At 70.8% G+C, this 26,666-nt stretch carries 26 protein-coding genes; 14 read left to right on the top strand and 12 right to left on the bottom strand.

Annotated elements, in window-relative coordinates; genetic code table 11:
- Positions 1 to 53: 53 nt before the first annotated feature.
- Positions 54 to 1,361 carry an amidohydrolase family protein gene (locus ACGFMK_RS09390; protein WP_392759944.1) on the bottom strand — a complete coding sequence of 436 codons (1,308 nt, stop codon included), beginning with the start codon at positions 1,359 to 1,361 and terminating at the stop codon, positions 54 to 56.
- 53 nt (positions 1,362 to 1,414) lie between these two features.
- The gene (locus ACGFMK_RS09385; RefSeq protein WP_392759942.1) at positions 1,415 to 1,711 is read right to left on the bottom strand and encodes a hypothetical protein; all 297 of its coding nucleotides are present in this window, start codon (positions 1,709 to 1,711) and stop codon (positions 1,415 to 1,417) included.
- 655 nt (positions 1,712 to 2,366) lie between these two features.
- On the opposite strand from ACGFMK_RS09385, the gene ACGFMK_RS09380 reads away from it, so the two are divergent.
- Entirely contained in the window at positions 2,367 to 2,711 is a 345-nt protein-coding gene (locus ACGFMK_RS09380) for a phage holin family protein (protein WP_392759941.1), read from the top strand.
- Here the strand turns inward: ACGFMK_RS09380 and ACGFMK_RS09375 are convergent.
- Together ACGFMK_RS09375 and ACGFMK_RS09370 are read right to left on the bottom strand one after the other, a co-directional pair.
- Positions 2,708 to 3,361 carry a response regulator transcription factor gene (locus ACGFMK_RS09375; RefSeq protein WP_323325092.1) on the bottom strand — a complete coding sequence of 218 codons (654 nt, stop codon included), beginning with the start codon at positions 3,359 to 3,361 and terminating at the stop codon, positions 2,708 to 2,710. The genes ACGFMK_RS09380 and ACGFMK_RS09375 overlap by 4 nt on opposite strands.
- A complete protein-coding gene (locus ACGFMK_RS09370) occupies positions 3,358 to 5,157 on the bottom strand; it encodes a sensor histidine kinase (RefSeq protein ID WP_392759939.1) in 1,800 nt (599 codons plus the stop codon). The genes ACGFMK_RS09375 and ACGFMK_RS09370 overlap by 4 nt, the downstream gene beginning before the upstream one ends.
- 174 nt (positions 5,158 to 5,331) lie before the next feature.
- On the opposite strand from ACGFMK_RS09370, the gene ACGFMK_RS09365 reads away from it, so the two are divergent.
- Entirely contained in the window at positions 5,332 to 6,033 is a 702-nt protein-coding gene (locus ACGFMK_RS09365; RefSeq protein WP_247059524.1) for an ABC transporter ATP-binding protein, read from the top strand.
- Positions 6,030 to 8,279: an FtsX-like permease family protein gene (locus ACGFMK_RS09360; protein ID WP_392759937.1), complete on the top strand. Its 2,250-nt coding sequence runs from the start codon at positions 6,030 to 6,032 to the stop codon at positions 8,277 to 8,279. The genes ACGFMK_RS09365 and ACGFMK_RS09360 overlap by 4 nt, the downstream gene beginning before the upstream one ends.
- A 92-nt stretch (positions 8,280 to 8,371) precedes the next feature.
- On the opposite strand, the gene trmB is transcribed toward ACGFMK_RS09360, so the two are convergent.
- From trmB to ACGFMK_RS09330, 6 genes are all read right to left on the bottom strand, one after another.
- Positions 8,372 to 9,055 (bottom strand): tRNA (guanosine(46)-N7)-methyltransferase TrmB, encoded by a 684-nt coding sequence (gene trmB / locus ACGFMK_RS09355; protein ID WP_392760121.1) that lies wholly within the window; start codon positions 9,053 to 9,055, stop codon positions 8,372 to 8,374.
- A 44-nt stretch (positions 9,056 to 9,099) separates the two neighbouring features.
- Complete coding sequence (locus ACGFMK_RS09350; RefSeq protein ID WP_392760119.1) at positions 9,100 to 9,651, bottom strand: hypothetical protein; 552 nt, start codon at positions 9,649 to 9,651, stop codon at positions 9,100 to 9,102.
- A gap of 176 nt (positions 9,652 to 9,827) precedes the next feature.
- On the bottom strand, positions 9,828 to 10,586 hold the full coding sequence (locus tag ACGFMK_RS09345; protein ID WP_392759934.1) for a hypothetical protein: 759 nt from the start codon (positions 10,584 to 10,586) through the stop codon (positions 9,828 to 9,830).
- Positions 10,583 to 11,494: an ABC transporter ATP-binding protein gene (locus ACGFMK_RS09340; RefSeq protein ID WP_392759932.1), complete on the bottom strand. Its 912-nt coding sequence runs from the start codon at positions 11,492 to 11,494 to the stop codon at positions 10,583 to 10,585. The genes ACGFMK_RS09345 and ACGFMK_RS09340 overlap by 4 nt, the downstream gene beginning before the upstream one ends.
- Positions 11,495 to 11,593: 99 nt before the next feature.
- On the bottom strand, positions 11,594 to 12,346 hold the full coding sequence (locus tag ACGFMK_RS09335) for an ABC transporter permease (protein WP_323325080.1): 753 nt from the start codon (positions 12,344 to 12,346) through the stop codon (positions 11,594 to 11,596).
- A 29-nt stretch (positions 12,347 to 12,375) separates the two neighbouring features.
- Positions 12,376 to 13,314: an ABC transporter ATP-binding protein gene (locus tag ACGFMK_RS09330; RefSeq protein ID WP_392759930.1), complete on the bottom strand. Its 939-nt coding sequence runs from the start codon at positions 13,312 to 13,314 to the stop codon at positions 12,376 to 12,378.
- A 207-nt stretch (positions 13,315 to 13,521) separates the two neighbouring features.
- On the opposite strand from ACGFMK_RS09330, the gene ACGFMK_RS09325 reads away from it, so the two are divergent.
- Together ACGFMK_RS09325 and ACGFMK_RS09320 are read left to right on the top strand one after the other, a co-directional pair.
- Positions 13,522 to 14,118: a TetR/AcrR family transcriptional regulator gene (locus ACGFMK_RS09325; protein WP_392759928.1), complete on the top strand. Its 597-nt coding sequence runs from the start codon at positions 13,522 to 13,524 to the stop codon at positions 14,116 to 14,118.
- Positions 14,115 to 15,026, top strand: coding sequence for an SDR family NAD(P)-dependent oxidoreductase (locus tag ACGFMK_RS09320; RefSeq protein ID WP_392759926.1), 912 nt, complete (start codon positions 14,115 to 14,117; stop codon positions 15,024 to 15,026). Before ACGFMK_RS09325 ends, ACGFMK_RS09320 begins: the two co-directional genes overlap by 4 nt.
- Here ACGFMK_RS09320 and ACGFMK_RS09315 read toward each other — a convergent pair.
- Together ACGFMK_RS09315 and ACGFMK_RS09310 are read right to left on the bottom strand one after the other, a co-directional pair.
- Entirely contained in the window at positions 15,023 to 15,679 is a 657-nt protein-coding gene (locus tag ACGFMK_RS09315; RefSeq protein WP_392759924.1) for a response regulator, read from the bottom strand. The two genes, ACGFMK_RS09320 and ACGFMK_RS09315, sit on opposite strands and share 4 nt — an antisense overlap.
- A complete protein-coding gene (locus ACGFMK_RS09310) occupies positions 15,676 to 16,830 on the bottom strand; it encodes a sensor histidine kinase (RefSeq protein ID WP_392760117.1) in 1,155 nt (384 codons plus the stop codon). The genes ACGFMK_RS09315 and ACGFMK_RS09310 overlap by 4 nt, the downstream gene beginning before the upstream one ends.
- Before the next feature lie 209 nt (positions 16,831 to 17,039).
- Between ACGFMK_RS09310 and ACGFMK_RS09305 the strand changes: the two genes are divergently transcribed.
- The 9 genes from ACGFMK_RS09305 (at position 17,040) to ACGFMK_RS09265 (ending at position 26,658) form a co-directional block, all read left to right on the top strand.
- Positions 17,040 to 18,554, top strand: coding sequence for a dynamin family protein (locus ACGFMK_RS09305; RefSeq protein ID WP_392760115.1), 1,515 nt, complete (start codon positions 17,040 to 17,042; stop codon positions 18,552 to 18,554).
- Between the two features lie 60 nt (positions 18,555 to 18,614).
- Entirely contained in the window at positions 18,615 to 19,262 is a 648-nt protein-coding gene (locus tag ACGFMK_RS09300) for a hypothetical protein (RefSeq protein ID WP_392759923.1), read from the top strand.
- A gap of 46 nt (positions 19,263 to 19,308) precedes the next feature.
- Complete coding sequence (locus ACGFMK_RS09295; protein WP_392759921.1) at positions 19,309 to 19,788, top strand: hypothetical protein; 480 nt, start codon at positions 19,309 to 19,311, stop codon at positions 19,786 to 19,788.
- Positions 19,785 to 20,399, top strand: a complete 615-nt coding sequence (locus tag ACGFMK_RS09290; RefSeq protein ID WP_392759919.1) for a TetR/AcrR family transcriptional regulator — start codon at positions 19,785 to 19,787, stop codon at positions 20,397 to 20,399. The genes ACGFMK_RS09295 and ACGFMK_RS09290 overlap by 4 nt, the downstream gene beginning before the upstream one ends.
- Before the next feature lie 191 nt (positions 20,400 to 20,590).
- Positions 20,591 to 20,932 (top strand): nucleotide exchange factor GrpE, encoded by a 342-nt coding sequence (locus ACGFMK_RS09285; protein ID WP_392760114.1) that lies wholly within the window; start codon positions 20,591 to 20,593, stop codon positions 20,930 to 20,932.
- Positions 20,929 to 22,767, top strand: coding sequence for a dynamin family protein (locus tag ACGFMK_RS09280; protein ID WP_392759917.1), 1,839 nt, complete (start codon positions 20,929 to 20,931; stop codon positions 22,765 to 22,767). Before ACGFMK_RS09285 ends, ACGFMK_RS09280 begins: the two co-directional genes overlap by 4 nt.
- 103 nt (positions 22,768 to 22,870) lie before the next feature.
- Positions 22,871 to 23,584, top strand: a complete 714-nt coding sequence (locus ACGFMK_RS09275; RefSeq protein WP_392759915.1) for a hypothetical protein — start codon at positions 22,871 to 22,873, stop codon at positions 23,582 to 23,584.
- Positions 23,585 to 23,933: 349 nt separating this feature from the next.
- The gene (locus ACGFMK_RS09270; protein WP_392759913.1) at positions 23,934 to 25,757 is read left to right on the top strand and encodes a phosphoenolpyruvate carboxykinase (GTP); all 1,824 of its coding nucleotides are present in this window, start codon (positions 23,934 to 23,936) and stop codon (positions 25,755 to 25,757) included.
- Positions 25,758 to 25,815: 58 nt separating this feature from the next.
- Complete coding sequence (locus ACGFMK_RS09265; RefSeq protein ID WP_392759911.1) at positions 25,816 to 26,658, top strand: TIGR03621 family F420-dependent LLM class oxidoreductase; 843 nt, start codon at positions 25,816 to 25,818, stop codon at positions 26,656 to 26,658.
- Positions 26,659 to 26,666: the final 8 nt, after the last annotated feature.

The raw sequence follows: 26,666 nt of genomic DNA, 5'->3' as shown, positions 1-26,666 counted from the left end.
TCGCGGCCTCGAGCCCCGAGTTGTCCACATCAGGCGGGGCCTGTGGACAACGCTCAGGCCCGCAGCCTGGCCGCCGTATCCGCCACTCCGGCCTGCACCTTCGCCCGGTCCACCTTCGTCGACTCGCCGTCCGTGACCACCTGCTCGCCCGCGACCCACACGTCGCGGACCCGGCGGGATCCCGCCGCCCAGACCAGGTTCGACAGCAGCTGGACGTCCGGGACGTCGAGGCCGCACGCGAACGCCGGGTCGTCCAGGTCGACGTGGACCAGGTCGGCCCAGCGGCCTGGCTCCAAAGCGCCGATGTCCGAGCGGCCCAGAGCGGCCGCGCCGCCGCGGGTGGCCAGCAGGAAGGCGTCCGCCGCGGTCAGCACCGTCGAGTCGCCCGTGGCCAGGCGGGCGAACATCGCCGAGAGCTGCAGCTCTTCCCAGAGGTCGATGTCGTCGTTGGACGCCGGGCCGTCGGTGCCGAGGCCGACCGCGACGCCGGCCGCGCGCAGCTCCGTGAGCCGCGCGATGCCCGACGCCAGCTTCGCGTTCGAGCCGGGGCAGTGCCCCACGCCCACGCCGTGGGCGGCGAACAGCGCGATGTCGGAATCCGACAGGTGGATCGCGTGCGCGGCGAGCACCCGGCCGTCGAGCATGCCGAGTTTGGCCAGCAGCGCGGGCACCGAGCCGTGGGCCTCGCGCGCCACCAGATCCTCGGCAGCCGCCTCGGCGACGTGGATCTGGATCAGCGCGCCACGCGAAGCCGCCGATTCGGCCGTCGCGCGCAGGCCCTCTTCGGACAGCATGTACGCCGAGTGCGGGCCGTAGCCGAGCTCGATGCGGTCGCCGTGGCCGAAGCGCAGCCCGTCGGTGTCGATCCAGCGCTCGATCGCGGCCACCTGCGCACGCCAGTCGAGGCCCGGCAGTTCCATCACCGGCGGCGCGACCAGCACGCGGCCGCCCGTCGTGAGGACCGCGTCGACCAGCTGCTCGCCTTCGAAGTACATCTCCGCGCTGGTCGTGACGCCGTGGCGCAGCATCTCGACCGAGCCCAGCAGCATGCCGGTGCGGACGTCCTCGGGCCGCAGCTTCGCTTCGGCGGGCCAGATGATCTCGTTGAGCCACGGCAGCAGCGGCAGATCGCCGCCCATGCCGCGCAGCAGCGTCATCGGGCTGTGCGCGTGCGTGTTGATCAGGCCGGGCAACAGGATGCCGGTCAGGGTGGTGACCGGCGCGGCGGATTCGGGGGCGGTGGCCGCCGGTCCGCAGTACGAAATCCGCCCATCGGCGTCGACATCGACGACCGCGTCGCGCAGGAGTGAACAGGACGGGTCGGCGGGGAGAACGACAGGAGCGTGGAAACGGCGTTGCATGTCGGGATACTACGCACCCGGAACACGGGCCCTCCCGGTCGCCGGTGGCCGGCTCAGACGAACCGGATCACCTCTTGTTCGCCTGAGCTGTGGCGGATCACCACCTCGCCGCCCTTGCTCACCGCTTCTTCCAGTACCGCGTACACCTGTAGTGCTCGGTTTATCGTGTCGGTCTTCGAGTCGCCGGTGAGCTCGACTGCCTGGTCCAACGCCCGTGAAGCGCGTGGTACCAGGTTCACCGTCACCCGCTCCAGGCCACCGCCGCCCCCGCCGGTGCGCGGTGCCGGTTTTCCGGGAGCGGTTTTCGATTCACCGAGTTCGTTAGTTACCGCCCCACTTTTCGGTGTCACGACAACCGTCCTTTCGTAGGCGAGGCCAGGTCCCCCATTGGCCGGCCCCGGAGCACTTCGCCGAGCTGGACCGCGTCACCGCGGTCGGTGCTCGTCGGAAGCGACGTTCGGCGGACAAGTGCGTCACCCGAAGGTCCCGCACCTCCAGGTTCATTCTCATCATCCGCGTACTGCTTGTCTGCTGTCAAGGTGAAGCACATATGAGAGATGTATCTAACGCGTATGTCTTGTTGTCATCTTACCCATGGGTAGCTGTACGTAGTCGGGGCCCCCGAACGTGGGGTGAACCAATTCGGCGAGTGGTCTGTTTTGTGATTCCTTCGCCAATTGATCGGCCTGAGTCTTTCTGGCGCTACATAGTCCATTTTGGACCAACTGCTTCATTCGCGTCGAAGTGGGTCCTGACCACGTTGTCAGCTCGCAACGCGAGCTGTGTGGACACGGCGGGCGGCCGAGGGTCTGTCCTCGCGACTGAAAACATGACAAAAAGCTGACGAGTTGTCCTGGATGTGCGTCAGAAATAATGATCTTCTATTACTCTCTGTACTCGTCTTGGTCATCAGTTCACCACATCGGTGGTACGGTGTCGACCAACAACGAGGGACCGGCCGTTCGGTGCGCCGCGAGCACCGATCAGGGAAGGTGAGGGAGATCGGTGGACGAGGCGATCGAGACAGACCTGTCCAAAGCTGAGCCGAACCCCTCGGAGCGCGCCGAGGTGCACGTCGAGCGTGTCAGGGTGAGAGGTCGCCTCAAGATTGCACTCGGTCCGTTGTCCGGGGAAGCCGAGGGGGAGGTCGATGCCAGAGACGCCGCGGGCCGGATCGCCTACGCGTGCGCTGCCGCGATCATCGTCGGCATGTCGATCATGGCGGCGGTGGGTGTCGCCCTGGCCGGCATGTCGTTGCACTGGCCGGCATGGCTTTCAGCACTGATCGTCGGCCTTGTCTTCGTGCTGATGACAACGCTACTGCTCGTGTGCCGAAGGGACACCGACTAGGAGACGACTCCGCTCCGCCACGCCCACGCCGCGATTTCCACGCGGTTGCGGGCGCCGATCTTGCCCTGCACCGACGCGAGGTGCGTCTTCACCGTCGAGAGCGACAGGTAGAGCTCGGACCCGATCTCGGTGTTCGTCAGCCCGCGCGCGGCCGCCTTCACGACGTCCATCTCACGCGCGGTCAACGGCTCGGAAGGGGGCTTGACCTGCGGTTTCGCCGGGCCGCTGCCGTCGAAGTGCTTGAGCAGCCGGACGGTGATCTGCGGTGAGACGAGCGCGTCGCCGCGGTCGGCCGCTCGGACCGCTTCGATCAGGAGGGCCGGTCCGGCGTCCTTCAGCAAAAAGCCGGACGCGCCGTTGCGCAACGCCGTGTGCACGTACTCGTCGAGGTCGAAGGTGGTGACCACCACCACCTTCAGCGGGTCGGTCACGTCCGGGCCGGCCAGCTGCCGGGTGACCTCGAGGCCGTCGAGGCCGGGCATGCGGATGTCGAGCAGGCAGACGTCGGGGCGCAGCTCGCGGGCCTTCGCGACCGCCGAGACGCCGTCCGCGACGTCGGCGACGACCTCGATGTCGTCCTGCGCGTCCAGGATCATGCGGAAGCCCATCCGCACCATCTCCTGGTCGTCGGCGATCAGTACCCGGATCACTCGTCCCCTTCCGCTTCTTCCACGGCCGCCAGCGGCAGCCAAGCTTCGACGCGCCAGCCGCCGTCCGGGCCGCGCCCGGCCGAGAGCCGGCCCTTCAGCAGCGCGACGCGTTCACGCATGCCGACCAGACCGTAACCGCCCGATCCCCCGGCGGGCCGCTGCGTGCGCTCGCGTCCGTTGTCGGTCACCCGCAGGTGCAGCTCGGGGCCGCTCACCTCGGCGAGCACGAACGCGTCGGTCGCGCCCGAGGCGTGCTTGCCGACGTTCGTCAGCGACTCCTGCACCAGCCGCAGCGCCGAGCGCCCGACCTCGTGCGGCAGGTCCGGCGGCAGGTCGAGGTGCATGGACGTCGGCACGCCGTGGTTGGCGCCGTCGACCAGCTTCCGCAGGTCGGCGCCGAGGTCGGTGGTGGCCTGCTCGCTGAACTCGCTCGACCCGGCGGGGGCGTCGCCGCGCATCGAGCGGACCAGCCGCCGCATCGCCGCGAGGGCCTCGACGCCGGCGTTCTCGATCCGGCCCATCGCCTCGACCGCGATCTGCGGGTCCCGCTCGGCCATCATCCGCGCGGCCTGCGCCTGCACCACGATCCCGGTCACGTGGTGGGCGACGATGTCGTGCAGCTCGCGGGCCAGCGCCATCCGCTCGGCGGTCTGCGCCTCGGACACCGCGGACTGGACGACCGTGGTGCGCTCGGAGTCCCGCGACCGCAGCATCAGGCCGACGGCGATCGAGATGCCCAGCATCAGCGCCGCGGCGAAGGCCAGCACCGAAAGCGTTTGCGGGTCGGTCTGCAGGTTGCCGGCGGGCTGGTTCGAGTTGAGGATCGCCCCGAGCGCGACGACGGCCGACAGCACGGCCACCCGCGGCCACGAGGCGCTCAGCCCCCGGGCGCGGGTCAGGTTCACCACCACGCCCATCCCGGCGATGACCTGCACGAACGGCACACCACCGGGCATCGGGTAGGAGGTTCGCAACTGCAGCAACGGCGTGACGACCGCGGAGAGCAGCAGGACCCCGGCGATGCCGAGGACCGCGTCCGCGGGCCGCCGCGGCGACAGCACCGCGATGACGGACGCGACGAGCGAGCAGAACAGGATCGGGAAGCCGCGGGCGGTGCTGGAGTACGTGTAGCCGAACTCGAAGAGCAGCGCGAAGGCGAGCAGCCCGATCAACGGCCACTGCCCCATCGCCAGCTCGTTGACCCGCCGGAGCTTGCGCGTCCGCGGATCGGCCTTCGGGCCGCGGTCCCGGTTCATGACGGCGGGCACCACCGCCCCGGCGAGCAGCAGGAGCCCGAACAGCATCGCCTGGATCACCGAGCTCGAGCCGATGCCGCTGACCCTGTTGTAGCGGCCGAACACGGCGACGAGGCACCCGACGACCAGCGCGCTGACCACGCAGAACGCCACCCCGGCCCGGGCCCGGCGAGCGACGTAGTAGAGCATCAGCACCCCGGCGACGACCTCGGTGATGGTCACCTTCGGCAGCACGCTCGAGTACGCCGGGATGTCGAACGCGTGGATGGCCAGGGTGGAGAACACCAGCACGGCGGCGCCGGCCGCGCCGGCGACGGCGGCCCGCTTCTGGGCCCACAACGCGCACGCCGCCATCGCGAAGATGCCGGGCAGCAGCCCGAAGTCGACGAAGCGCGGGCCGTGTTCGTCGAGTGCGGCCTGCGTTGTGAAGACGACGTCGAAGAGCAGCGCGGCGAACAGCACGGCCGCGGGCACGCCGATGCGCCGCACCAGGGCGGCGGTACGGGTGTAGAGCGTGTTCGGAGGAGGCGCGGCGGGCACAACGTGACGTTAGAGGATCCGCGGGCGTCCGCACCTTGGCCGAGTGGCTCGCGCTCCCTCGGCCGATCGGCCGATGCGGGCGGGCCCGTGACTGGCCGTCTGCCCGAAGTGGACACCCCCTGCTCTCGGCGAAGCTCATCGGCATCAAGATCCCGACCGACAGGGGAGAACCTCGTGGACCCGAACACTCCACAGTGGACCGATGGGCCGGTGCTGTCCGGCCGTGGGCTCGTGAAGCGCTACGGCGCGCAGTACGCCCTGGCCGGCATCGACATCGACATCCAGCCGCGCGACGCCGTCGCCATCGTCGGGCCGTCCGGCTCGGGCAAGACGTCGCTGCTGCACGTGCTGGCCGGCATCCTCCGCGCCGACGACGGGCAGATCTTCCTGGCCGGGCAGCGGATCGACCACCTCGGCGAGAAGAAGCGCAGCGAACTGCGCCGCACCGAGTTCGGTTTCGTCTTCCAGTCCGGGATGCTCGTCGCGGAGCTGTCGGCGGAGGAGAACGTCGCCCTGCCGTCGCTGCTGGCCGGCCTCGGCCGCAAGGAGGCCATCGACGCCGGGCGCCAGTGGCTTTCGCGCCTCGGCCTGGCCGGCAAGGAGCGCCGCCGCCCCGGTGAGCTCTCCGGCGGCGAGGCCCAGCGCGTCGCGATCGCGCGGGCGCTGACCCACCGGCCGAAGGTGATCTTCGCCGACGAGCCGACCGGCGCGCTCGACACCCGGACCGGCCGCGACACGATGGACGCCCTGCTCGGCGCCGCCCACGAGACGGGCGCCGCGGTGATCGTCGTGACGCACGACCGCGAGCTGGCCGAGTCGATGCCGAAGACCGTCGCCATCCGCGACGGGCTGATCGCCACGAGGCTCGCGGCATGAACTCGCTCCAGATCGCCCTGCGGGTATTGCGGGTCGACCGGCGGACCCGGACGTCGGCGATCCTCACCGCGGTCGGGGTGGCCGTCGCGACCGGGCTGGTGCTGCTGCTGGCGACGCTGCCGTTCGCCACGCAGAACCGTGAGCAACGCGCCATCTGGCAGGGCGAACACTTCTACAGCCGCGGCACCGACACCCCGGCCAAGCTGGTCTTCGCCGAGTCGAAGGACTACTTCGACGGCAAGCAGATCATCCGGGTCGACGTCGCGGTGGCGCCCGGGGCCACCGCGGCCGACGTCCAGCTGCCGGCCGGGGTGCCGCAGCTGCCCGGCCCCGGCGAGACCGTGGTGTCGCCCGCGCTCGGCCGGCTGCTGCAGGCCAATTCCGCCGCGCAGCTCGGCGACCGCTTCGGCAAACCCGTCGGCGCGCTCGGGGACGACGCCCTCCGCTTCCCGGAGCAGCTGGTCGCGCTGAGCGGGCACACCCCGGACGCGATGCCGGAGTCGGCGTCGCCGGTCGCGGGCTTCCCGAGCGGGAAAGCCGGCGCGGACCCCCTCCTGATGCTGCTGTCCTGGGTCGGCATCGTCGTGCTGCTGGTGCCGAGCCTGGTGCTGGTCGCGTCGTCGGCGCGGCTGACGGCGGCCCGGCGCGAGCGGCGGCTCGCCGCGCTCCGGCTGGCCGGTGCGACGCCGGGGCAGGTCACGAACATGGTGGCCGCCGAGACGACGCTGTCCGCGGGCATCGGTGCCCTGCTCGGCCTGCTGCTCAGCCCGGCGCTGCACGGCCTCGCGTCGTTCGTGCCCTGGGCCGGCGGCACCTGGCAGGCCGCCGACTTCACGCTGCCGGTCGGCCTGACGGTGTTCATCGTCGTGGCGATCCCGGTGCTCGTGGTCCTGGCCGGTGTCCTCGGTCTGCGGCGGGTGCTGAAGAACCCGCTGTTCGCCACCGGCGGCCACACAAAGAAGCCGTTGCGCTGGTGGCGTCTGCTGGCTCTTCCGGCGGCCGGTCTGTTCTTCCTCTACGCGGTGTCGACTTCAGGCGACTCCGGCGGCATCGGCATGGTCATGGTCGGCCTGTTCCTGCTGGTCGGCTCGGCCGCGATCGTCGGCCCGTGGGTGACGTCGGCGGTGGGCGGCACGTTCGTCCGGATCTGGCGGCGGCCGTCGTCGCTGCTCGCCGGACGTCGTCTGCGTGACGACCCGAAGAGCGCCTACCGGGCGTCCGCCGGGATCGTGCTCGCGGTGTTCGCCGGGTCGATGGCCCTGACGCTGCTGCCGACGTTCGAGTCGATGGCGGGCGGCGGACGGTCCTTCCTGGACTCCGTGCTCTACGTCGACACCGACGCCCAGCACGCGGGCCGGATCGTCGACCAGGCCAACGGCTCGCTGCAGAAGTACGGCCAGTCCGAGAAGGCCGTCGCGGTCGGCGAGGTCTACCTGGTCCAGGGCGACGGGGGCCGGCGCACCGGCCATCGGGCCCTGGTGATGAGCTGCGCGGACGCGGCCAAGCTGACCCGGTTCGGGCTCACCGCGGAGAACTGCACCGGCGGTCCGGCCGTCTTCGGCGACTCGGCGCTCGACCTGGCGCAGTACAAGATCGCCGACAACTGGGAAGGGCCGGCCGTGGCCGTCAGGTCGGGGACGCGGGCGGAGGCCATCCACCTGCCGGACGCCGACCTGTCGAGCACGTCGATCATCGACCCGGCCGCGCTGCCGGACGGCCTGGTGCCGAAGTACGTCACCGTGGTCGCGCCGACGACCGACGCCAACCACGAGATCGTCCGGACGGCGCTGGCCGGGCCGGCCGCCGGCGAGGAGATCGGCAGCCGGGACCAGTACCTGTTCAACCAGCAGACCGAGCTCGGCGACCTGCGCCGGGTCACGGTGATCGGGCTGATCGCGGCCGGGATCCTGGCCGGCTGCAGTGCCGCCGTCGCGACCGCGGGTTCGGTGATGGACCGCCGCCGGACGTTCGGGGCGCTGATGGCTGCCGGCACGCCGGTACGGGTGCTGTCGCGGGCGCTGCGAATGGAGGCCGCGCTGCCGGCGCTGGTCGCCACCATCGGCGCGGGAATCGTCGGGGTGCTCGTCGGCGTTGGGCTCTACAGCATGGTCGATCCACGCGGGATCGTGCTGAGCCCGTGGCTCCTGGCGCCGGTGGTGCTCGGGGTGGGCGTGGCCCTGCTCGGCGCGTCGGTCTGCACGCCCGCCCTGAAGCGGGTCCAGGCCGAGCCGCTGGCCGAGGAGTAGGACGTTCGCCCCTCTGTCGGGGGAGGGGCGAGCACCGGGGGTAGTGAGCTGAAGGGGACCTTTCTCCGCGGGGATCCGGGGAGAGGTCCCCTTCAGCGCTTTTCGAAGATCAGGTCGTGCGAGACGCGGCCCTCGACGTCGGCGCGCTGCTCGAACTTGGTCACCGGCCGCCACTCCGGCCGCGGCGCCCAGCCGCCCGGCTCGTCGGCGTACCGGTTGCGCAGCGCGGGCTCGGCGGAGCAGACCTCGAGCATCTGCTCGGCGTAGTTCTCCCAGTCGGTCGCCATGTGGAACGTGCCGCCGGGGGCGAGCCGCGACGCGACGAGCGCGGCGAACGCCGGTGACACGATCCGCCGCTTGTGGTGCTTCTTCTTCGGCCACGGGTCCGGGAAGAACAGCCGGACACCGTGCAGCGTCCCGGGCTCGACGTGCTCGGTGAGCAGCACGACGGCGTCACCGTGCAGCAGCCGGAGGTTCTCGACGCCCAGCTTTTCGGCGCGCAGCATCAGCTGCCCGAGGCCCGGGTCGTAGACCTCGACGGCCACGTAGTTCAGCTCCGGCGCCGCGGCGGCCAGCTGCGACGTCGTCTCGCCCATGCCGGAGCCGATCTCGACCAGCACCGGCGCCTCGCGGCCGAACCACGCGGTGAAGTCCAGCTTCCCGCCGGGCAGCTCGCCGACCGTGCGGCCGAGGTCCGGCCAGAGTTCGTCCCAGGCACGCTGCTGCCCGACGGTCATCCGGCCACCGCGTTTGACGTAACTGACCACGCTGCGCAGCCGTCGACTGTCCTCGTTCTCCACCCACCGAGGCTAACGAATGGTCACCGAGCGGCTTCGAACTCCCCGAGCCGGGACCGCAGCCCGGCCAGTCCGGCGACCGGGATCGGGTCCGGCGTCGCCCCGGTGTGCGCCGGGAGGACGTCGATCCAGCCGGCGTGCCGGTCGGTGTTCATCACGGTCGTGGGAATCGCGTGCCCCGATTTCCCGCGTTCGGACGGCATGAACTCCCAGTAGCCCGATTCGCCGTCTGCCGCCCACGGGACGAATTCCCAGCCCGGCCGCCGGCCGAGCAGTTGCGCGATGCGGTCCTCGACGCGGAAACCCTGTTCCCGGGAATCGAGCCTGCCGTCCGCGACCGCGCGCAGCCACCACGGCGCGGGGATCGGCCCGGCCATCCCGGCCGACGCGCGGAACAGGGCCAGGACGCTGTCTTCGGGCGCGCGATGCACCCAAGCACGGCGAAGTTCGGCCGGTGTGGCCGCGGCCATGGCGTTCTGCGGGAGTTCGATGGCCCGCGACCATTCAAGATCCAACATGGGTTCGAGCCGTGGTGCGTCGTCTTCGACGCGGGCTCGGGGAATCGTGCTGCCCAATTCTTGACCGGTGTCCACCGCCAAGGATCACCTCCAGGGGAGCTCAGACGGGTCCGGTTCGCTCTCTTACGAATATTGCCTGGTCATAACATTATGTCCGGCGCCTGTGAGAGAAGCCACAACGTTTTCATCTTCTCTTAACACAGTTTTGTGGAGTAGTGAGACGGCGATCACGCTCAGGCGTCACGCTTCGCCGTCACGAGCACCCCGGCCACGAACAGGGCAGCGCTGATCGCCGCGAAGTAACCGAGGTAGCCCCACGGGCTCAGCGGCGCGGGCGGCAGCTGCGTCGGCCCGCCGGTGAACCCGCCGGCGCCGACGAACTCGTTCGCCGCGTGGAACGGCATCCACTGGTAGATGTGCTTCCCGGCGCCCGGGATGAACATGACCAGCCCCTCCAGCAGCTGCGTCCAGACGAGCACCGCCGTCAGCGCGAAGGCGACGTTGCGCAGCAGCAGCGCGACGCCGACCCCGGCGACCGCGGTGAGCAGGAAGACCAGGCTCTGGCCGAGCACCGAGCGCCACTCGGCGCCCGAGTGCAGCGCGAGGTCGGCGTCCGGCTGCACCAGCGTCGCCATCCCCCACGACCCGAAGCCGACGACCAGGCCGAGCACGGCACCCACGGCGCCGATGACCGTCACCTTCGCCAGCAGCGCGGGCACCCGCTTCGGGACCGCCTGGAAGGTCAGCCGCATCGTGCCCCAGCCGAACTCCGACGCGGTCGCGAGCACGGCGAGCACGAGCAGCACGGTCCGGCCGTTGCCGCTCGCGAGCTGCGTGTTGCCGACGGTCGCCGGGATCTCCGGCCCGGCCAGCGCGAAGAACAGGGCGGTGAAGCCGAGCGGCGCGACCAAGGCGAGCGCCAGGCACCACCACGGCGACCGGGTGCTGAAGAGCTTGATCCGCTCGGCGCGGAGCAGGTTGCCTGTCGTCATCGTGCGACCTCCGGAGCGGCACCGAACTCGACGGCCTCGCGGGTGAGGTCGAGGTAGGACTGCTCGAGCGAGCCGGCGATCGGGCTCAGCTCGTGCAGCGTCGCGCCGGCGTCGAAGGCGAGCTGCCCGATCCGGTCACTGTCCACTCCGGACACCACGAAGGCGCCGTCCTCCTCGGTGAACTCCACCTGCGCGGTAAGGGCGGTGCGCAACTTCTCGGCGTGCGGGGTGCGCACGCGCACGCCGTGCCGGCTCGTGCGCGCCACGAACTCGTCCATCGTGCCCTGGTAGATCAGCCGGCCCCGGCCGATCACCACCAGGTCCTGCGCGGTCTGCGCCATCTCGGGCAGCAGGTGGCTCGAGACGAACACGGTCCGGCCCTCGGCGGCCAGTGAGTGCAGCAGCTGCCGGATCCAGGCCATGCCCTCGGGGTCGAGGCCGTTCACCGGCTCGTCGAACAGCAGCACGCGCGGGTCGCCGAGCAGCGCGGCGGCGATCCCCAGCCGCTGCTGCATGCCGAGCGAGTACCGGCCGACCCGGACCTTCTCGACGCTCTTCAGCCCGACGAGCTCCAGCAGGTGGTCCACCCGCTGCTCCGGGATGCCGTTGGTCGCGGCCAGCCAGCGCAGGTGGTCACGCCCGCCGCGGCCGGGGTGGCGCCAGGTGGCGTCGAGCATCGCCCCGACCGTCCTCAGTGGATCTTCGAGCTCCCGGTACGGGACGCCGTCGACGAGCACGGTGCCCGCGTCCGGGGAGTCGAGGCCGACGACGAGCCGCATCGTCGTGGACTTGCCGGCGCCGTTCGGCCCCAGGAAGCCGGTCACGCGCCCGGAGCGCGCGGTGAAGGTCAGCTCGTTCACCGCGGTCGTGTCGCCGTACGCCTTGGTCAGTGCCGTCGCTTCGATCATCGGCTCACCCGCCCCTCCCGGGGAGCGTACCGACAACGAGAAATCCGGGTCGCCCCCCGACAGCGCGACCCGGATTTCCCGTTTTTCCCCTGTTACCCCTCAGGCGTCCCGCTTCTTCGCGACCCCGAGCGCGACGAGCAGGAACACGATCGAAATCCCGGCGAAGTACGCCAGGGCCCAGCCGGGGCTCAGCGGCGAGTCCGACGGCGGCGGGCCGTTCTGCGCCGGCGCTGAGCCGACGAGGAACTTGTTGACCACGTTGAACGGCATCCACTGGTGGATGTTGTCGCCGATCTTCGGGATCAGCTGCACCAGGCTCTCGACGGCCAGCGTGTAGATCAGCAGCAGGGCGATCGCGCCGGCACTGTGCCGGATCAGGATGCCGACGGCGACGGCGAGCACCGCGCTGAAGGCGAAGACCAGGCCGAGGCCGGCGACGTTCGCCCAGTCCTGGCCGGTGGCCAGCGCGAGGTTGTCGTTCGGCCGCATCAGCTTCGCGAGGCCCCACGAGCCGAACCCGGCGATCTCGCCGAGGACCAGCGACATCAGGCCGACGACGACGGCCTTGGCGACCAGCGCCGGCGAGCGGTGCGGCACCGCCTGGAACGTGGTGCGGATGGTGTTGAAGCGGTATTCGGTGGTCACCGCGAGCGCGGCGAGCACCATGACGACGGCGATGCCGAACTGCGAGCCACCGAACTGGGTGGCCGAGACGGTCAGCGAGTCGTTGGCGTCGGTGGCGCCGGCCAGGATGGCGGCGAAGCCGACGGACAGGCCGATGGTGATGAGCGCGCACCACCACGGAGACCGGGTGGTGAACAGCTTGATGCGTTCGACCGCGAGCAGGTTCATGACTTTTGGTTTCCCCGTGTGGTGTTCGGCTACTTGGCTGACTCGAGCACGTGCTGCGCCTCGGCTTCGAGACCGGTGTGGTACTCGACGGAGTCGCCGGTGATCTGCATGAAGGCCTGCTCGAGCGAGCCGGTCTGCGGGCTCAGCTCGTGCAGCACGATCCGGTGCTCGGCGGCGATCTCACCGATCTTGTCGCTGTCCATCCCGGACACGATGAGGGCCTTCTCGTCACCGGTGACGCCGGCGCTCGCGCGCTGGAGGACGTCACGCAGCTCGGTCAGCTGCGGCGAGCGGACCTTGACCGTGTTCTCCGCGGCGCGGGAGACGAAGTCCTCGGTCGACGACTGCGAGATCAGCTGCCCGCGGCCGATCACCACGAGGTTGCTGGCGGTCAGCGCCATCTCCGAGAGCAGGTGGCTCGACACGAAGACCGTGCGGCCCTCCTCGGCCAGCCGGTGCATGAACTTCCGGATCCAGAGGATGCCCTCCGGGTCGAGGCCGTTCACCGGCTCGTCGAACAGCAGCACCTCGGGGTCGCCCAGCAGGGCGGCCGCGATGCCGAGCCGCTGCGACATGCCGAGCGAGAACCCGCCGGCGCGCTTGTTCGCGACGTTGCTCAGGCCGACGGTGTCGAGCACTTCGTCGACGCGGGAGTTCGGGATGCGGTTGGACTTCGCCATCCACTGCAGGTGGGCGCGCGCCGAGCGGTTCGGGTGCACCCACTTCGCGTCCAGGAGCGCCCCGACGGTGCGCAGCGGCTGCTTGAGGTCGTGGTACTTCTTGCCCCCGATGGTGACCTGGCCCCCGGTGGGGTTGTCCAGGCCCAGGATCATGCGCATGGTGGTGGACTTGCCCGCCCCGTTGGGGCCGAGGAAGCCGGTGACCTGACCCGCGGCCACGGAGAACGACAGGTTGTTCACCGCCAGCGTCTTTCCGTACCGTTTGGTGAGGCCCGTTGCCTCGATCATGGCTTGCTCCTCTTGTCCCCTCGCTTACGACGTACCCATCGTCGCGGGTGGAGGCCTGTTCGCGCGTCACCCTGTAGACCGAACCGGTCCCCCTACCTGAGTAGTACCTTCCTGGCTTTTCGGCCGATGCGCGATCGGTGAAGACCCTGACCCGACCCTGATCCGAACCCGGGTGACAGCATTAATGAACTGTGGTTCAATAATGGTGTGGCGCGGCCGAGGAGCATCACCGACGAGCGGCTGCTGGCCGCCGCGGAGACCGTCATCGGCCGCTGCGGCCCGGGGTTCACCCTGGCCCAGGTGGCCGCCGAGGCCGGCGTCGCGGTCGGCACGGCCGGCCAGCGGTTCGGGTCGAAGGCCGGATTGCTGCAAGCGCTGAGCCGGCGCGCGACCACCCGCGCCGTCGAGCAGATGCGGGAGTGCGCGGATTCTGCGGAGTTTTCGGATGACCCGATCGTGGGACTGCGTTCCGCGGCGGTGACGGTCTACGCGTCGCTCGGCGACGCCGAAGAGGCGGCCAACCACCTCGGCCAGCTCGGCGTGGACATCGGCGACCCGGTGCTGCGGTCGCTGCTGGGCGAGCACTACGCGGCGGTGGAAGCGGAGCTGGCCCGGCTGGTCGGCGTGGCGGCGAGCGAGCTGCCGCACGCGCCGAGCGTGCCCCGCGCCGCGCGGGCGCTGCTGGCGGTGATCAACGGGGTGTCGCTGGACTGGTCGATCCGGCCGGAGGGGCGGCTGGCCGACCGGCTGGCCGAAGACGTCGACGCGGTGCTGGCCGCGTGGCGGGGACGGGAGGGTGCATGAGCTTGCTGGGCAAGGTGGCCGTCGTGACCGGGGCGACCCGGGGCTGCGGCCGCGCGATCGCGGTGGAACTGGGCCGCGCGGGGGCGACGGTGTACGTCACGGGCCGGTCGACGCGCGAAACGGCGTCACCGATGAAGCGCCCGGAGACGATCGAAGACACGGCGGAGCTGGTCGAGGCGGCGGGCGGCCGGGCCGTGGCGGTGCGCTGCGACTTCACGTCGGTGTCCGATGTGGACGCGCTGAAAGCGCGCATCGAGTCCGAAGCGGACGGAGTCGACATCCTGGTCGACGACGTCTGGGGCGGCGACATGTTCTTCCACTTCGACGCCCCGTTCTGGGAGACGCCGCTGGAGGACGCGCTGAACCTGACGCACAACGCGCTCGACACGCACCTCATCGCGCTGCACAAGCTGCTGCCGCTGGTGGTCGCCCGCCGCGGCCTGGTGCTGGAGGTGACCGACGGCGACAACGACGACTACGTCGGCGCGGGCCTGCCCTACTACCTGGCCAAGTGCGGCATCCGCGCGCTCGGCCGCGCGCTGGGTGTCGAGCTGAAGAAGAACGACTCCGTCGGCCTGGCCGTCACGCCGGGCTTCCTGCGCTCGGAGTCGATGCTCGACCTCTTCCAGGTCACCGAGGACAACTGGCGCGACGCGGTGGGCGAGCTGGCCCCGGTCGACTTCAAGATCTCGGAGACGCCGTACCTGCTGGCCCGCGGCGTCGCGGCCCTGGCGCAGGACCCGGACGTCGCCCGCTTCGCCGGCCAGACACTGGCGTCCTGGACCCTGATGAAGGAGTACGACTACACGGACATCGACGGCGCCCGCCCGGACTTCGGCCGCTGGCTGACGGAAGTCCGCAACGGGGGCAAGGACCCGGCCACCACCCCGCCCGACGACTACCGCTAGGCGAGGCCGGGGCGGGCGAGGCCGGTTTCGTAGGCCAGCACCACCGCCTGCACCCGGTCGCGCAGGTCCAGCTTCGCGAGGATGCGGCCGACGTGCGTCTTCACCGTCGCCTCCGAGAGGAACAGGGCTTCGGCGATCTCCAGGTTCGACATGCCCTTGGCGATCAGCACGAGCACCTCGCGCTCGCGGTCGGTGAGCACGTCCAGCTCGGCCGTGTCGCGCATCGGCGAGCCGCCGGCGCCGACGAAGCGGTCCAGCAGCCTGCGCGTCACCGACGGTGAGACGACGGCGTCGCCGGACGCCACCGCGCGCAGCGCCGAGACCAGGTGGTCGGGCTGGGTGTCCTTCAGCAGGAACCCGCTCGCCCCGCCCTGCAACGCCGCGTAGACGTACTCGTCGAGGTCGAACGTCGTCATCACGAGCACCCGCGCGGTGCCGTCGGCGACGATCCTCTTCGTCGCCTCCACCCCGTCGAGCACCGGCATCCGGACGTCCATCAGCACGACGTCGGGGCGCAGGTCCTCGGCCATCCGGATGGCCTGGGCGCCGTCGCCCGCCTCGCCGACGACGTCGATGTCCTCCTGCGCGCCCAGCACCATCCGGAACCCGACACGCATCAGTTCCTGGTCGTCGACGACCACCACACGGATCACTGCGCCAACCTAACCGGCAGGGCCGCGCGGACCTGCCACCCACCACCCGGAGCCGGGCCGACCTCGAGGGTTCCGCCGTAGACGTGCGCGCGCTCGCGCATCCCGATCAGCCCGTTGCCGCCCGGGACGGTCAGCCGGCCGCCGGCCGGGGTCAGCTGGGGCAGGCGGCCCGCGCCGTCGTCCGAGACCAGGACCTCCACCAGGTCGCCGGTCCGGTGCACCCGCACGGACGCGGTCGCGCCGCGGCCGGCGTGCTTGAGCGTGTTGGTCAGCGACTCCTGCACGATCCGGTACACCCCGAGCGAGACACCGGCGGGCAGGTCACCGAGCTCGTCGGCCTCCAGCTCCACCGGCACGCCCGCCGCGCGCATCCGCTCGGCGAGGTCGGCGATCGCGTGCGCGTCCGGCTGCGGGACGCGCGGCTCGCCCTCGGCGCGTTCGTTGCGCAGCACGTCGAGCAGCGCGCGCAGCTCCCCGAGCGCGCCGCGGCCGGTCTCGGAAATCGTTTGCAGGGCCCGCTGGGCGAGCTCGGGGTTGCTGCGGATCGCGTACGACGCGCCGTCGGCCTGCACCACCATCACGCTGACCGCGTGCGCGACGACGTCGTGCAGCTCACGCGCGATGCGGCCGCGTTCCTCCGCCACCGCGATCCGGGTGGCCTGGTCGCGTTCCGTTTCGAGCAGGTGCAACCTCGCCTCCACTTCCACGTCGTAGGCGCGGCGCGCCCCGACGAACTCGCCGAGCGTCCAGCAGAGCGCGATGCCGAACGCCAGGAACAGCACCGAGACCAGCAGGCCGCCCGGGGGGTCGAGCAGCATTCCCACCGCCGACGCGGCGACGACCGCGGCGACGTAGACCAGCCCCTGCCGCCGTCCGGCGTAGACGACGACGGAGTAGATGCTCATCGCCAGCCCGGCCACGCTGCCGATACCCAGCAGCAGCGTCGCGTGGATGACGCTGATCACCAGCACGACGTAGGCCGACCAGAGCGGCGCCTTCCGCCGGAAGACCAGCGGCGCCACCATCGCGATGATCACCGGCACGCCGACGTACCAGGGCGGCAGCTCGGGCACTTCGGCGAAACCGTCGGCGGCGAAGAGCAACAGGTCGATCAGGCCGAGCAGGACGGCGAGCACCGAGTCGCCCGCCATGGGGTGGGCACGCATCCAGAGGCTCAGCCGTCGCACCAGACAACACTAGGTCCCGGTCCGGGGCCCGCGCGTCGGTCGCCGGTACCACCTTCGGTGCGACCCGAGGATGACGGACATGGCACGATTCACCGGGTCGTGTCCGTTCGACCGGGGAGGGACTGGGGGCCGTGACGTCACCGGAGCAGCACCGGCTCGCGGGACCGCTGTCGATGTCGGTGGCCAACCTGTGCCACCGCCTGCAGTCGCAGGTGTCCGCACGGACGGCCGCCGGGTTCGCCGAGGTGCTGCGCCGGCTCGGCGCGCCGCTGCAGGTGGCCGTCGCCGGGCGGATCAAGTCGGGCAAGTCGACGCTGGTCAACGCGCTGATCGGGCGCCGGGTCGCGCCGACCGACATCGGTGAGTGCACCCGGCTGGTGACCCGCTTCCAGTACGGCACGGTCGACCGCGTCGAGATCGTCTTCACCGACGGCCGCAAGCAGGTGCTCCCCTTCGCCTCGGACGGGATGATCCCGGCCGAGCTCGGCGTCGACATCACCAAGGTCTCGCACATCGAGGCCTACCTGACCAACGCCGTGCTGCAGGGCATGACCGTGATCGACACCCCCGGCCTCGGCTCGCTCGACGCCGCGTCGGTGTCCCGCACCGAACTGCTCCTCGGCGCGGCGAAGCAGAGCAAGGACGAAGAAGGCTCGGACGAGCTCGACGACACCTCGCGCAACGCCGTCGCCGGCGCCGAGGCCGTCCTTTACGTCGTCACGCAGGGCGTGCGCGCCGACGACCAGCAGGCCCTCGCCGCCTTCACCGCCGCCACCGCGAGCCGCGAGGCCGGCCCGGTCAACGCCATCGCCGTGCTGAACAAGGCCGACACCATCGCCCCCGAGTCGGTCGACGGCTCCGACGGCGACATCTGGAAGGCCGCGACGATCCTGTCGGAGAAGCAGGCCTCGACGCTCAAGCCCCGCGTCGCCGACGTGCTGCCGGTGATCGGGCTGATCGCCGAGTCCGCCGAGTCGGGCGGCTTCACCTCCGCCGACGCCGAGGCGCTGCGGCAGCTGGCCGAGCTCGACGACGACGTCCTGCAGACCATGCTGATCTCGGCCGACATCTTCACCAGCTGGGAGTGCGACGTCCCGGCCGGCACCCGGCTGCGGCTGCTGGAGAAGCTCGACCTGTTCGGCATCTCGCACGCCGTCGACGCCGTCCGCAAGGAACCGGAGATCACCGCGGGCGCGCTGCGGCGCTCCCTGCTGGACGCCTCCGGCCTGGAAGCCGTCCGGCACCGGCTGTCGATCGTGTTCGCCGCCCGCGCCGACGGGATCAAGGCGGCCGCGGCGCTCGCGTCGGTCACCGCGCTGGCCCACGCCTCCGGCGACCCGGGCGAGCGCCAGCGCGTCCACGACGCCATCGAGGTCCTGCTCGCCAAGCCCGAGGCCCACCAGCTGCGGCTGCTCGAAGCGCTGACGCTGGTCGCTTCCGGCGCCGTCGACATGCCCGAGGACCTCTCCGAAGAGGTGCTGCGGGTGGGCAGCAACGCCGACATCGGCGCCCAGCTCGGCAAACCGGGCGCCAACCGGCCGGAGCTGGCCGCGCACGCCTTGGAACGTGCGGGCTGGTGGCGGTCCTTCGCGTCGTTCGGCGCGACACCCGCGCAGAGCCGCGTCGCGCACGTCGTGCACCGCGCGTACTTCCTGATCTGGCAACAGCTCCGGGAGTCCCCGGCCTGAGCTTGTTTCTGCTTGCCGACTTTGCCTAGCCGGGCCCGTTTCCCGCGTACTGTGGGAAACGTGCAGCTGGAGAACACGACATCCTGGCGAGCGAGGTGGAGCAGCGAGGCCGAGATCGACGTCGCGCTGTTCATCCGTGACGCCCTGGCGCTGTCCGTTTCCGAAGGACAGGTCCTGCCGCCGGTGGAGCCGCAGGTTCCGGTGCACATCCCGCCGGAGGTCGACCGCACCGCCGTCCAGGCGCAGTGGGCGGACTGGTGGAACGACCTGCTCGCCTTCCTCCGCAGCCGCGAGGACCCGGATCCACGCAGCCCGCGCAATCGCTACGGCCGGCCCGCGCTCGCCCACGACTCGGCGATGCGGCAGGCGATCGAGTACTTCACGCCGGCCGCGGCCCGGCACTTCGCGAACGCGCGCGGCCCGGCGCTGCGCGGTGCGGGCGTCCCGGCGGGCGGCACGCCCTGGGCACCCGGCTTCTACCGGCGCCAGATCGTCGCCGGTGAACGGCTCGGCCAGCTGGTGCGCGAGGCCGAAGTGCGGCAGGGGCGCCGCGCGTACCCGTTCCGGCTGAACGTCATCGAGATCTCCGTGGCCGGCTCGATCTGCCTGCGCACGGCCGACGACCAGCTGCTGGTCTCCTCCCGGCTCGCCGAAGACGGCCCGGGGCTGGAGGCCAAGCTGCGCGAGGTGATCACCGAGCTGGTCTGATCCCCGGGCTTTCATAAACCGAGCGCGCGGTCTAATAATGGGCGGCATGGAGACGACCGTCGACGAGCCGTCGTGGCTGCGCACCGGGTCCTGGATCGGCTGCCCGCTGGTCGGCGCCGCTCTCGGTGCCGGGGTCTGGGCCATCGCCGCGTGGGTCACCGACCTGCCCGCCTTCCCGTTCCAAGGTGTGTTCAAGGTGCTCACGAAGCTGCCGCAGCCCTGGGCGACGCTCGTCGCCGTCGCCGGCGGCCTGGTGCTCGGGTTCGTGTTCGCGGTGATCTGGGCGCACGACCGGCTGGTCGTCACCGTGGCGCCGGACCGCGTCACGCTGGTCCGCGGCGAAAAGACCCGTCGCATCGAGGCCGAGCTCGACGCCGTGTACCTCGACGGCAAGGAGCTCGTCCTGCACACCGCCGACGGCCGCGAGATCGCCCGCGAAAAGACCGACCTCGGCGGGCCCGAGCTGGCCAGGGCGTTCGCCGAGCACGGCTACCCCTGGCGCGACGAGCCGCCGGTCGAGCGATGAGGACCGTCGACCCCGTGAAGCACGCGGCCAAGCGCCGCGCGATCGTCGACGCCGCGGCCGGGTGCTTCGCCGAGAAGGGCTTCGAGCGGACGACGACCGCGGACGTCTGCCGCGCCGCGGGCATCAGCTCCGGCAGCCTCTTCCACTACTTCCCGAACAAGCGCGCGGTGTTCACGGCGATCTTCGAGGAGGACGCCCGCGACACCGCCGAGCGGCTGGCCGCGGCCGCCGCGGCCGCCGACCCGTGGACCGCGCTGCTCGACGTCGCCACGGACCTGGCCGCCGAGGTCGCCCACCCCGCCACCGCCCGGCTGGTGCTCGAGGCCGCGGCGCAGGCCGCGCGCGACGACGAGTTCGCCGAGCTGATCCGGCGCAACGAACGCGCGGTGGCGGAGGGCCTGGCCGTGCTGATCGAGCGGTCCGCCGAGGCCGGGCTGATCGACCCCGGCGTCCCGCCGCCCGCTGCCGCCGGCTGGGTCGCCGCCCTCGCCGACGCGCTGATCACCCGGGCGGCCTTCGACCCGGACGTGGATACCGCGGCCGAACTGGCGATCCTCCGAACTATCCTGATCCGCTTCCTTCGCCCGGTTTCGCCCCCGGATGGCGCCTGAGTGACGCAAACTGGTGGAATCTCTGCGAGCCGGACGGGGTGGTGCGGGTGGCGTGGTTTCGCAAGGACGGCGTGGTGGATGCCGATGACACCCCCACCGGCCAGATCCCGGCGATCAGCATCGCGCAGATCGTCGAAGAGGCTGACGCGGAGAAGGGAACCGACGGCGGCAACCCCGCGTCGGACACCGATGTGCACCCCTTGCAGCCGGTCATCACATCGCCTGTCGGCCTTGAGCGCGCACTCGCCGATCGCGAAGCGCTGATCCAGATGTGCCTGTACGCACTGGATCGCGCCCGCAGCGGCGGTGTCGTCGAACGCCTCGAGGAAGGGCTGGCCGCGATCGGCGTCCAGGCACTGAGGCCGGACGGCGAGCGGTTCGACCCGGCCCGTCACGAAGCGGGCGGCGCGGTCCCGACCGAGGACCCCGCCCTGGACGGTGTCGTCGCGGAAACCGAGGTCACCGGCTTCGCCGACCACGACCGCCTGCTGCGCGCCCCGATCGTCATGGTCTACGCGAAGAAGACACCGTGAGCGCACCCACCGCGCCGAGCCTGCCCGCACAGGTCCAGGCGGCCCGCGACCAGCTGCTGACGGTCGTTCGCGACGCCGATCCGGACGCCGCCCGGTGGGTCGACGACATCCGGAAGGCGCGGCCGAAGAAGCCCGCCGTCGTGGTCGTCGGCGAAACGAACCGTGGCAAGAGCTCCCTGGTCAACGCGCTGCTCGCGCGGCCGGGACTGTCCCCTGTGGACGCCGACGTCGCCACCGCCACCTACCTCGTGTTCGACCACGCGGACACCTGGGGCGCGCAGGCCTGTTACCCCGGCCAGCTGGCGCCGGTGCCGATCGACCTCGGCCAGCTGATCAACTGGGTGTCGGCCGCGCACGAGCTGCCGCCGGGCCAGATCCCGCCGCGCTACGTCGAGGTCACCGGCCCGGTGCCGCTGCTCGAACGGCTTTCGCTGGTCGACACCCCCGGCGTCGGCGGGCTCGACTCGATGCACGGCGAGCTGGCCAAGGAGGCGGCCGCGGGCGCGACGGCGCTGCTGTTCGTCGTCGACGCGTCGGCGCCGTTCACCTCGACCGAGCTGCAGTTCCTGCGTGACGTCGGCGAGCGCGTCGAGACCGTGGTGTTCGCGCTGACCAAGGTGGACATGTTCCGCGGCTGGCGCGAGGTGCTGGAGGCCGACCGGCGGCTGCTGGCCGAGCACGCGCCCCGCTTCGCCGACGCGGTGTTCCACCCGGTGTCGGCGCGGATGTTCGAGACCGCGTCGAAGGCGCCCAACGAGCAGATGGCCGCGATGCTGCGGGAGAAGTCCGGCGTCGCCGCGATCCAGACCGCGTTGCAGGAACTGCTGGTCGGCCGATCGGCGATGCTCGGCGAGGCCAACACGCTGCGCGCGCTGTCCACCGCGCTCGGCGAGCTCAAGGCGAAGCTGCAGGCCGAGAGCCGGGCGCTGTCCGCGGGCGAGGCCGAGGCCGAGCAGCTGCGCGAACGCCGTGACCAGCTGACCGCCGAGCGCCGGACGTCGACCCGCGGCTGGCAGCTGAAGCTGCGCGGCGAGGTCCAGCGCACCCGCGTCGAGGTGCTCCACGAGAGCAGCCGCCAGATGCGGGACGCCCAGACGCACTTCCGCCAGCTCATCGACGGCGCGAAGCGGGACGCGCTGGCCGCGCTGCCGCAGCAGGTCGACATCGCGCTGCAGACGACGTCGCAGCGGATCTCGATGCTGCTGTCCCAGCGGCTCAACCACGTCACGAACGTCTCGCTGTCCGAGCTGTTCTCGCCGGCGGAACTGGACGTCATCCGTGCGCAGTTCGCGCGGGCCGGCGGGCCGCCGGTGGTGCTGCGCCCGCCGGACAAGAAACCGCCGACGGCCGAGGACAAACTGCTCGTCTTCATGGGCATCTCGGGCGGTGTCGGCGCGGGCAAGGTGGCCGCGCTGCCGCTGGCCGGCGTCGCGATCCTCAACCCGGTCGTGCTGCCGGCGACGATCATCATCGGCCTCGGCGCCGGCTGGTGGATGGCCCGCACGCGCAAGCACGCGGCCGACAAGCAGCACATGAAGCAGTGGCTCGTCGAAGCCATCGCGGACGCCCGCTCGACGCTCGACCAGCTCGTCGCCGAACAGCTCATCGAGGCCGAGCAGCAGCTGTCGATGGCCCTCGACGAGGCACTCGGCCGCCGCATCGAGGCGATCGAGGCCGAGCTCAAGGAAGTCGACAAGACGATCAAGATGGGTGCCCAGGAACGGGCCAAGAAGATCGCGATCGTCTCGAAGCGCCTGAAAGAGGTCAGCGACGGCCGCGACCGGGCCGAAGCCTTCCTCACCCGGATCCGGGCATTGCGGGACAAGACGGCCTGAGCGCGCGTCCGGTTGTGGTGGGGAACCGAACCGGCCTACGGTGAGTCATACCCTCAGACAGCAGGTCGGAGACGGCGTAACCCGGTTCGAAGGGGGAAGTCCCATGTGGGTCGACGAGAGTGGCGGCAGCGACACCGACGCCAGCGGTGCCGAGGCGATGACCGTGCACGTCGACGGCCAGGAGTACCAGGCCGAGGTCAACTACGACGTGAACGAGGACGGCGTCAACGACACCGCGATCGTCGAGCACGACGACGGCACGGCCCAGGCCTTCATCGACTCGAACCACGACGGCCAGGCCGACCAGTACGCCGTCCTGGACGAGACCGGGCACGTCGTCGAGCAGGCCGTCTACGACGAGGCCAGCGGTGAGTGGGTCCAGTCGGGCGGCGACGGCCACGACGGCTCCGACACCGGCACCGGCCACGAAGACAGCTCCGGCGGCCACATCCACGCGGACATGCCGGACGGCGAGGTCGACGCGGGCGTCGCGACCATCGACACCGACCACGACGGACACAACGACACCGCCATCGTCGAAACGAAGAGCGGCGGCACCATCGCCTTCACCGACAAGGACGGCGACGGCGAAGCGGACGTCGCGGTGCAGGTCGACGCGGACGGCACGACCACGACGTTCGAGCACAGCGGCCCCGGCCAGTGGACCGAGGTCTCGAGTGGACTGATGGACTCGGGGAGTGACCAGCAGCTCGGCGACCCGGCGGCGGACGCCGAGTGGGGCGGCGCCGGCACGCAGACGCTCGAGGGCGTCGCGCGCATCGATTCCGGCACCGGGCAGTGGATCTCGCCCAACTGAAAAGTTACCCAGGTCACAGTTTGAAAGCCCGGCGCACGCGCGCCGGGCTTTTTTCATGTCGCAAATGAAAACGGCCAGGTCACGGGTGTGACACCGGGCACCGCAAGATTTACTGCGAATGCACCGATCCGGTGACGTCTGAATCGATTCCCTTATCGTTCTTGTGAGAGAACGTACACGTCAGCTCTCGGTTACCTGCCGGTCATGCGGCTACTCTCGGGGAATCCCAAAAAACGCACACCGGCTTCGCCAGCCGGTGTGCGAAGCCATTCGGTCGCCGGCAACGAAGCCCGCCCGGAACACCGTCGTTCCGAGCGGGCTCATTTGTCGTCGGAAGTCAGGAGTAGAGATGACCGCAGTCGCCATCCCCGGACTGGACACCGCGCCGACGACGCACAGTGGCGTGCTGTCCTTCGTCCGGGAGGTCGCCGAACTGACCACCCCGGACCGCGTGGTGTGGGTCGACGGGTCTGACGAAGAAGCCGCCCGGATCAACCAGGAGCTCGTCGAAGCCGGCACGTTCGTGCAGCTCAAGTCGAAGCCGAACTCCTTCTGGGCCACCTCCGACCCGAACGACGTCGCCCGCGTCGAAGACCGGACCTTCATCTGTTCGGAGCGTCCCGAGGACGCCGGCCCGACCAACAACTGGACCGACCCGGCCGAGATGAAGGCCACCATGACCGAGCTCTTCCGGGGCTCGATGCGCGGCCGCACGATGTACGTCATCCCCTTCTGCATGGGCCCGCTCGCCGACGAGAATCCCAAGCTGGGTATCGAAATCACCGATTTCGCCTATGTTGTCGCGTCGATGCGCGTGATGACCCGCGCCGGTCGCGCCGCGCTCGACAAGTTCGTCGGACCGGACGGCAGCGAGCGCGAATTCGTGCCCGCGCTCCACTCCGTCGGTGCGCCGCTCGAGCCCGGTCAGAAGGACGTTTCCTGGCCGTGCAACGAAACCAAGTACATTTCGCACTTCCCCGAAGAGCGTGCGATCTGGAGCTACGGCTCGGGTTACGGCGGCAACTCGCTGCTCGGCAAGAAGTGCTACTCGCTGCGCATCGCCTCGGTGATGGCGCGCGACGAGGGCTGGCTCGCCGAGCACATGCTGATCCTCAAGCTGATCTCGCCCGAGGACAAGGTCCACTACGTCGCGGCGGCGTTCCCGAGCGCCTGCGGCAAGACCAACCTCGCGATGCTGCAGCCGACCGTTCCGGGCTGGCGCGCCGAGACCCTCGGCGACGACATCGCCTGGATGCGCTTCGGTGAGGACGGCCGCCTCTACGCCGTGAACCCGGAGTTCGGCTTCTTCGGCGTCGCGCCGGGCACCGACTGGCACACCAACCCGAACGCCATGCGCACCATCGAGCAGGGCAACACGGTCTTCACGAACGTCGCCCTGACCGACGACGGCGACATCTGGTGGGAGGGCATGGAGAACCAGCCCGAGCACGCCACCTCCTGGAAGGGCCAGGAGTGGACGCCGGAGTCGAGCGAGAAGGCCGCGCACCCGAACTCGCGCTACTGCACGCCGATGTCGCAGTGCCCGATCCTCGCCGACGAGTGGGACGACCCGAAGGGCGTGCCGATCTCGGCGATCCTGTTCGGCGGCCGTCGCAAGACCACGGTGCCGCTGGTCAACGAGGCCCGCGACTGGCAGCACGGCGTGTTCATGGGCGCCACCATGTCGTCGGAGACGACGGCCGCGGCCGCCGGCGCGGTCGGCAACGTGCGCCGCGACCCGATGGCGATGCTGCCGTTCCTCGGCTACCACGCCGCCGACTACTTCAAGCACTGGCTGACGCTGGGCAAGAACGCCGACGCGAACAAGCTGCCGAAGATCTTCTACGTCAACTGGTTCCGCCGCGGCGACGACGGCCGTTTCCTGTGGCCGGGCTTCGGCGAGAACTCGCGGATCCTGAAGTGGGTCGTCGAGCGCGTCGAGGGCAAGGGCAACGCCGTCGAGACGCCGATCGGCTTCGTGCCGCGCGCCGAGGACCTCGACACCGAGGGCCTCACCGAGCCGCTCGCGGACATCCAGGCCGCCCTCGACGTCAAGCCCGAGGAGTGGCGCGCGGAGCTGCCGCTGATCGAGGAGTGGTTCGAGAAGATCGGCGACAAGGTGCCGACGTCGCTGCGTGACGAGCTCGACGCGCTGGCCCAGCGCCTCGCCTGAGTTCTCCTGCCGAGAAGGGGACGTCCTGCGGGACGTCCCCTTCTTGTAGGTTCGCGCCATGAGACCGTTCCGCTTCGGGGTGGCCCTGGTGGCGCCCGGCTCACGGGCCGAGTGGGTGGCGAAATGCCGTCAGGCCGAGGACCTCGGTTACGACGTCGTCGGCGTGGTCGACCACCTCGGGCGGGTCGCGCCGGTGCCGGCGTTGCTGCTGGCGGCCGAGGCCACCGAGCGCGTCAAGCTGAACACGTACGTGCTCAACGCGAGTTTCCACAACCCGGTGCTGCTGGCCCGTGACCTCACCGGGCTCGACGAGTTCACCGGCGGCCGCCTCGAGATCGGGATCGGCGCCGGGTACGTCCGCGCCGAGTTCGAGGTCGCCGGGATCGAGTGGGGCACGCCCGGGCAGCGGTTCGCGCGGCTGAAGCACGTGGTCGCCGAGATCGAACGCGCGTACGCGGGTCGCCCGCGGCCGCCGCTGCTGCTCGGCGGCCGCGGCGACCGGATGCTGGAGTTCGCCGCCGAGCACGCCGACACCATCGCCTTCACCGGCACCGCGCCCGGCGCGGCCGAGGGGCGGCTGGCGCTGGCCGGGCCGGCCGCGGTCGCCGAGCGCGTCGACTTCGTGAAGCGGGCACTCGGCGAACGGGACGCCGAGCTCAACCTGATGGTCCACCTCGTCCGGATCACCGACGACCGGCGGGCGGCGCTCGAAGCGGCCCACCAGCTCGTGCCGCACCTCGGCGTCGACGAGCTCGCCGAGCTGCCCACCGTCCTCATCGGCTCGGCGGACGCGGCGGCCGAGCGGCTGCTGCGCACGCGGGAGACCCTCGGCGTCAGCTACTTCACGGTGATCGAAGAGGACCTGACCAGGCTGGCCCCGGTGATCGGGAAGCTCCGCTGAGTACCTTG

The sequence above is a fragment of the Amycolatopsis sp. NPDC049252 genome, from assembly GCF_043197175.1.
In the GTDB taxonomy this organism is placed as follows: Bacteria; Actinomycetota; Actinomycetes; order Mycobacteriales; family Pseudonocardiaceae; genus Amycolatopsis.
The sequence above is the reverse complement of the archived record's forward strand: the minus strand, read 5'-3'. Positions and strand labels throughout refer to the sequence as shown.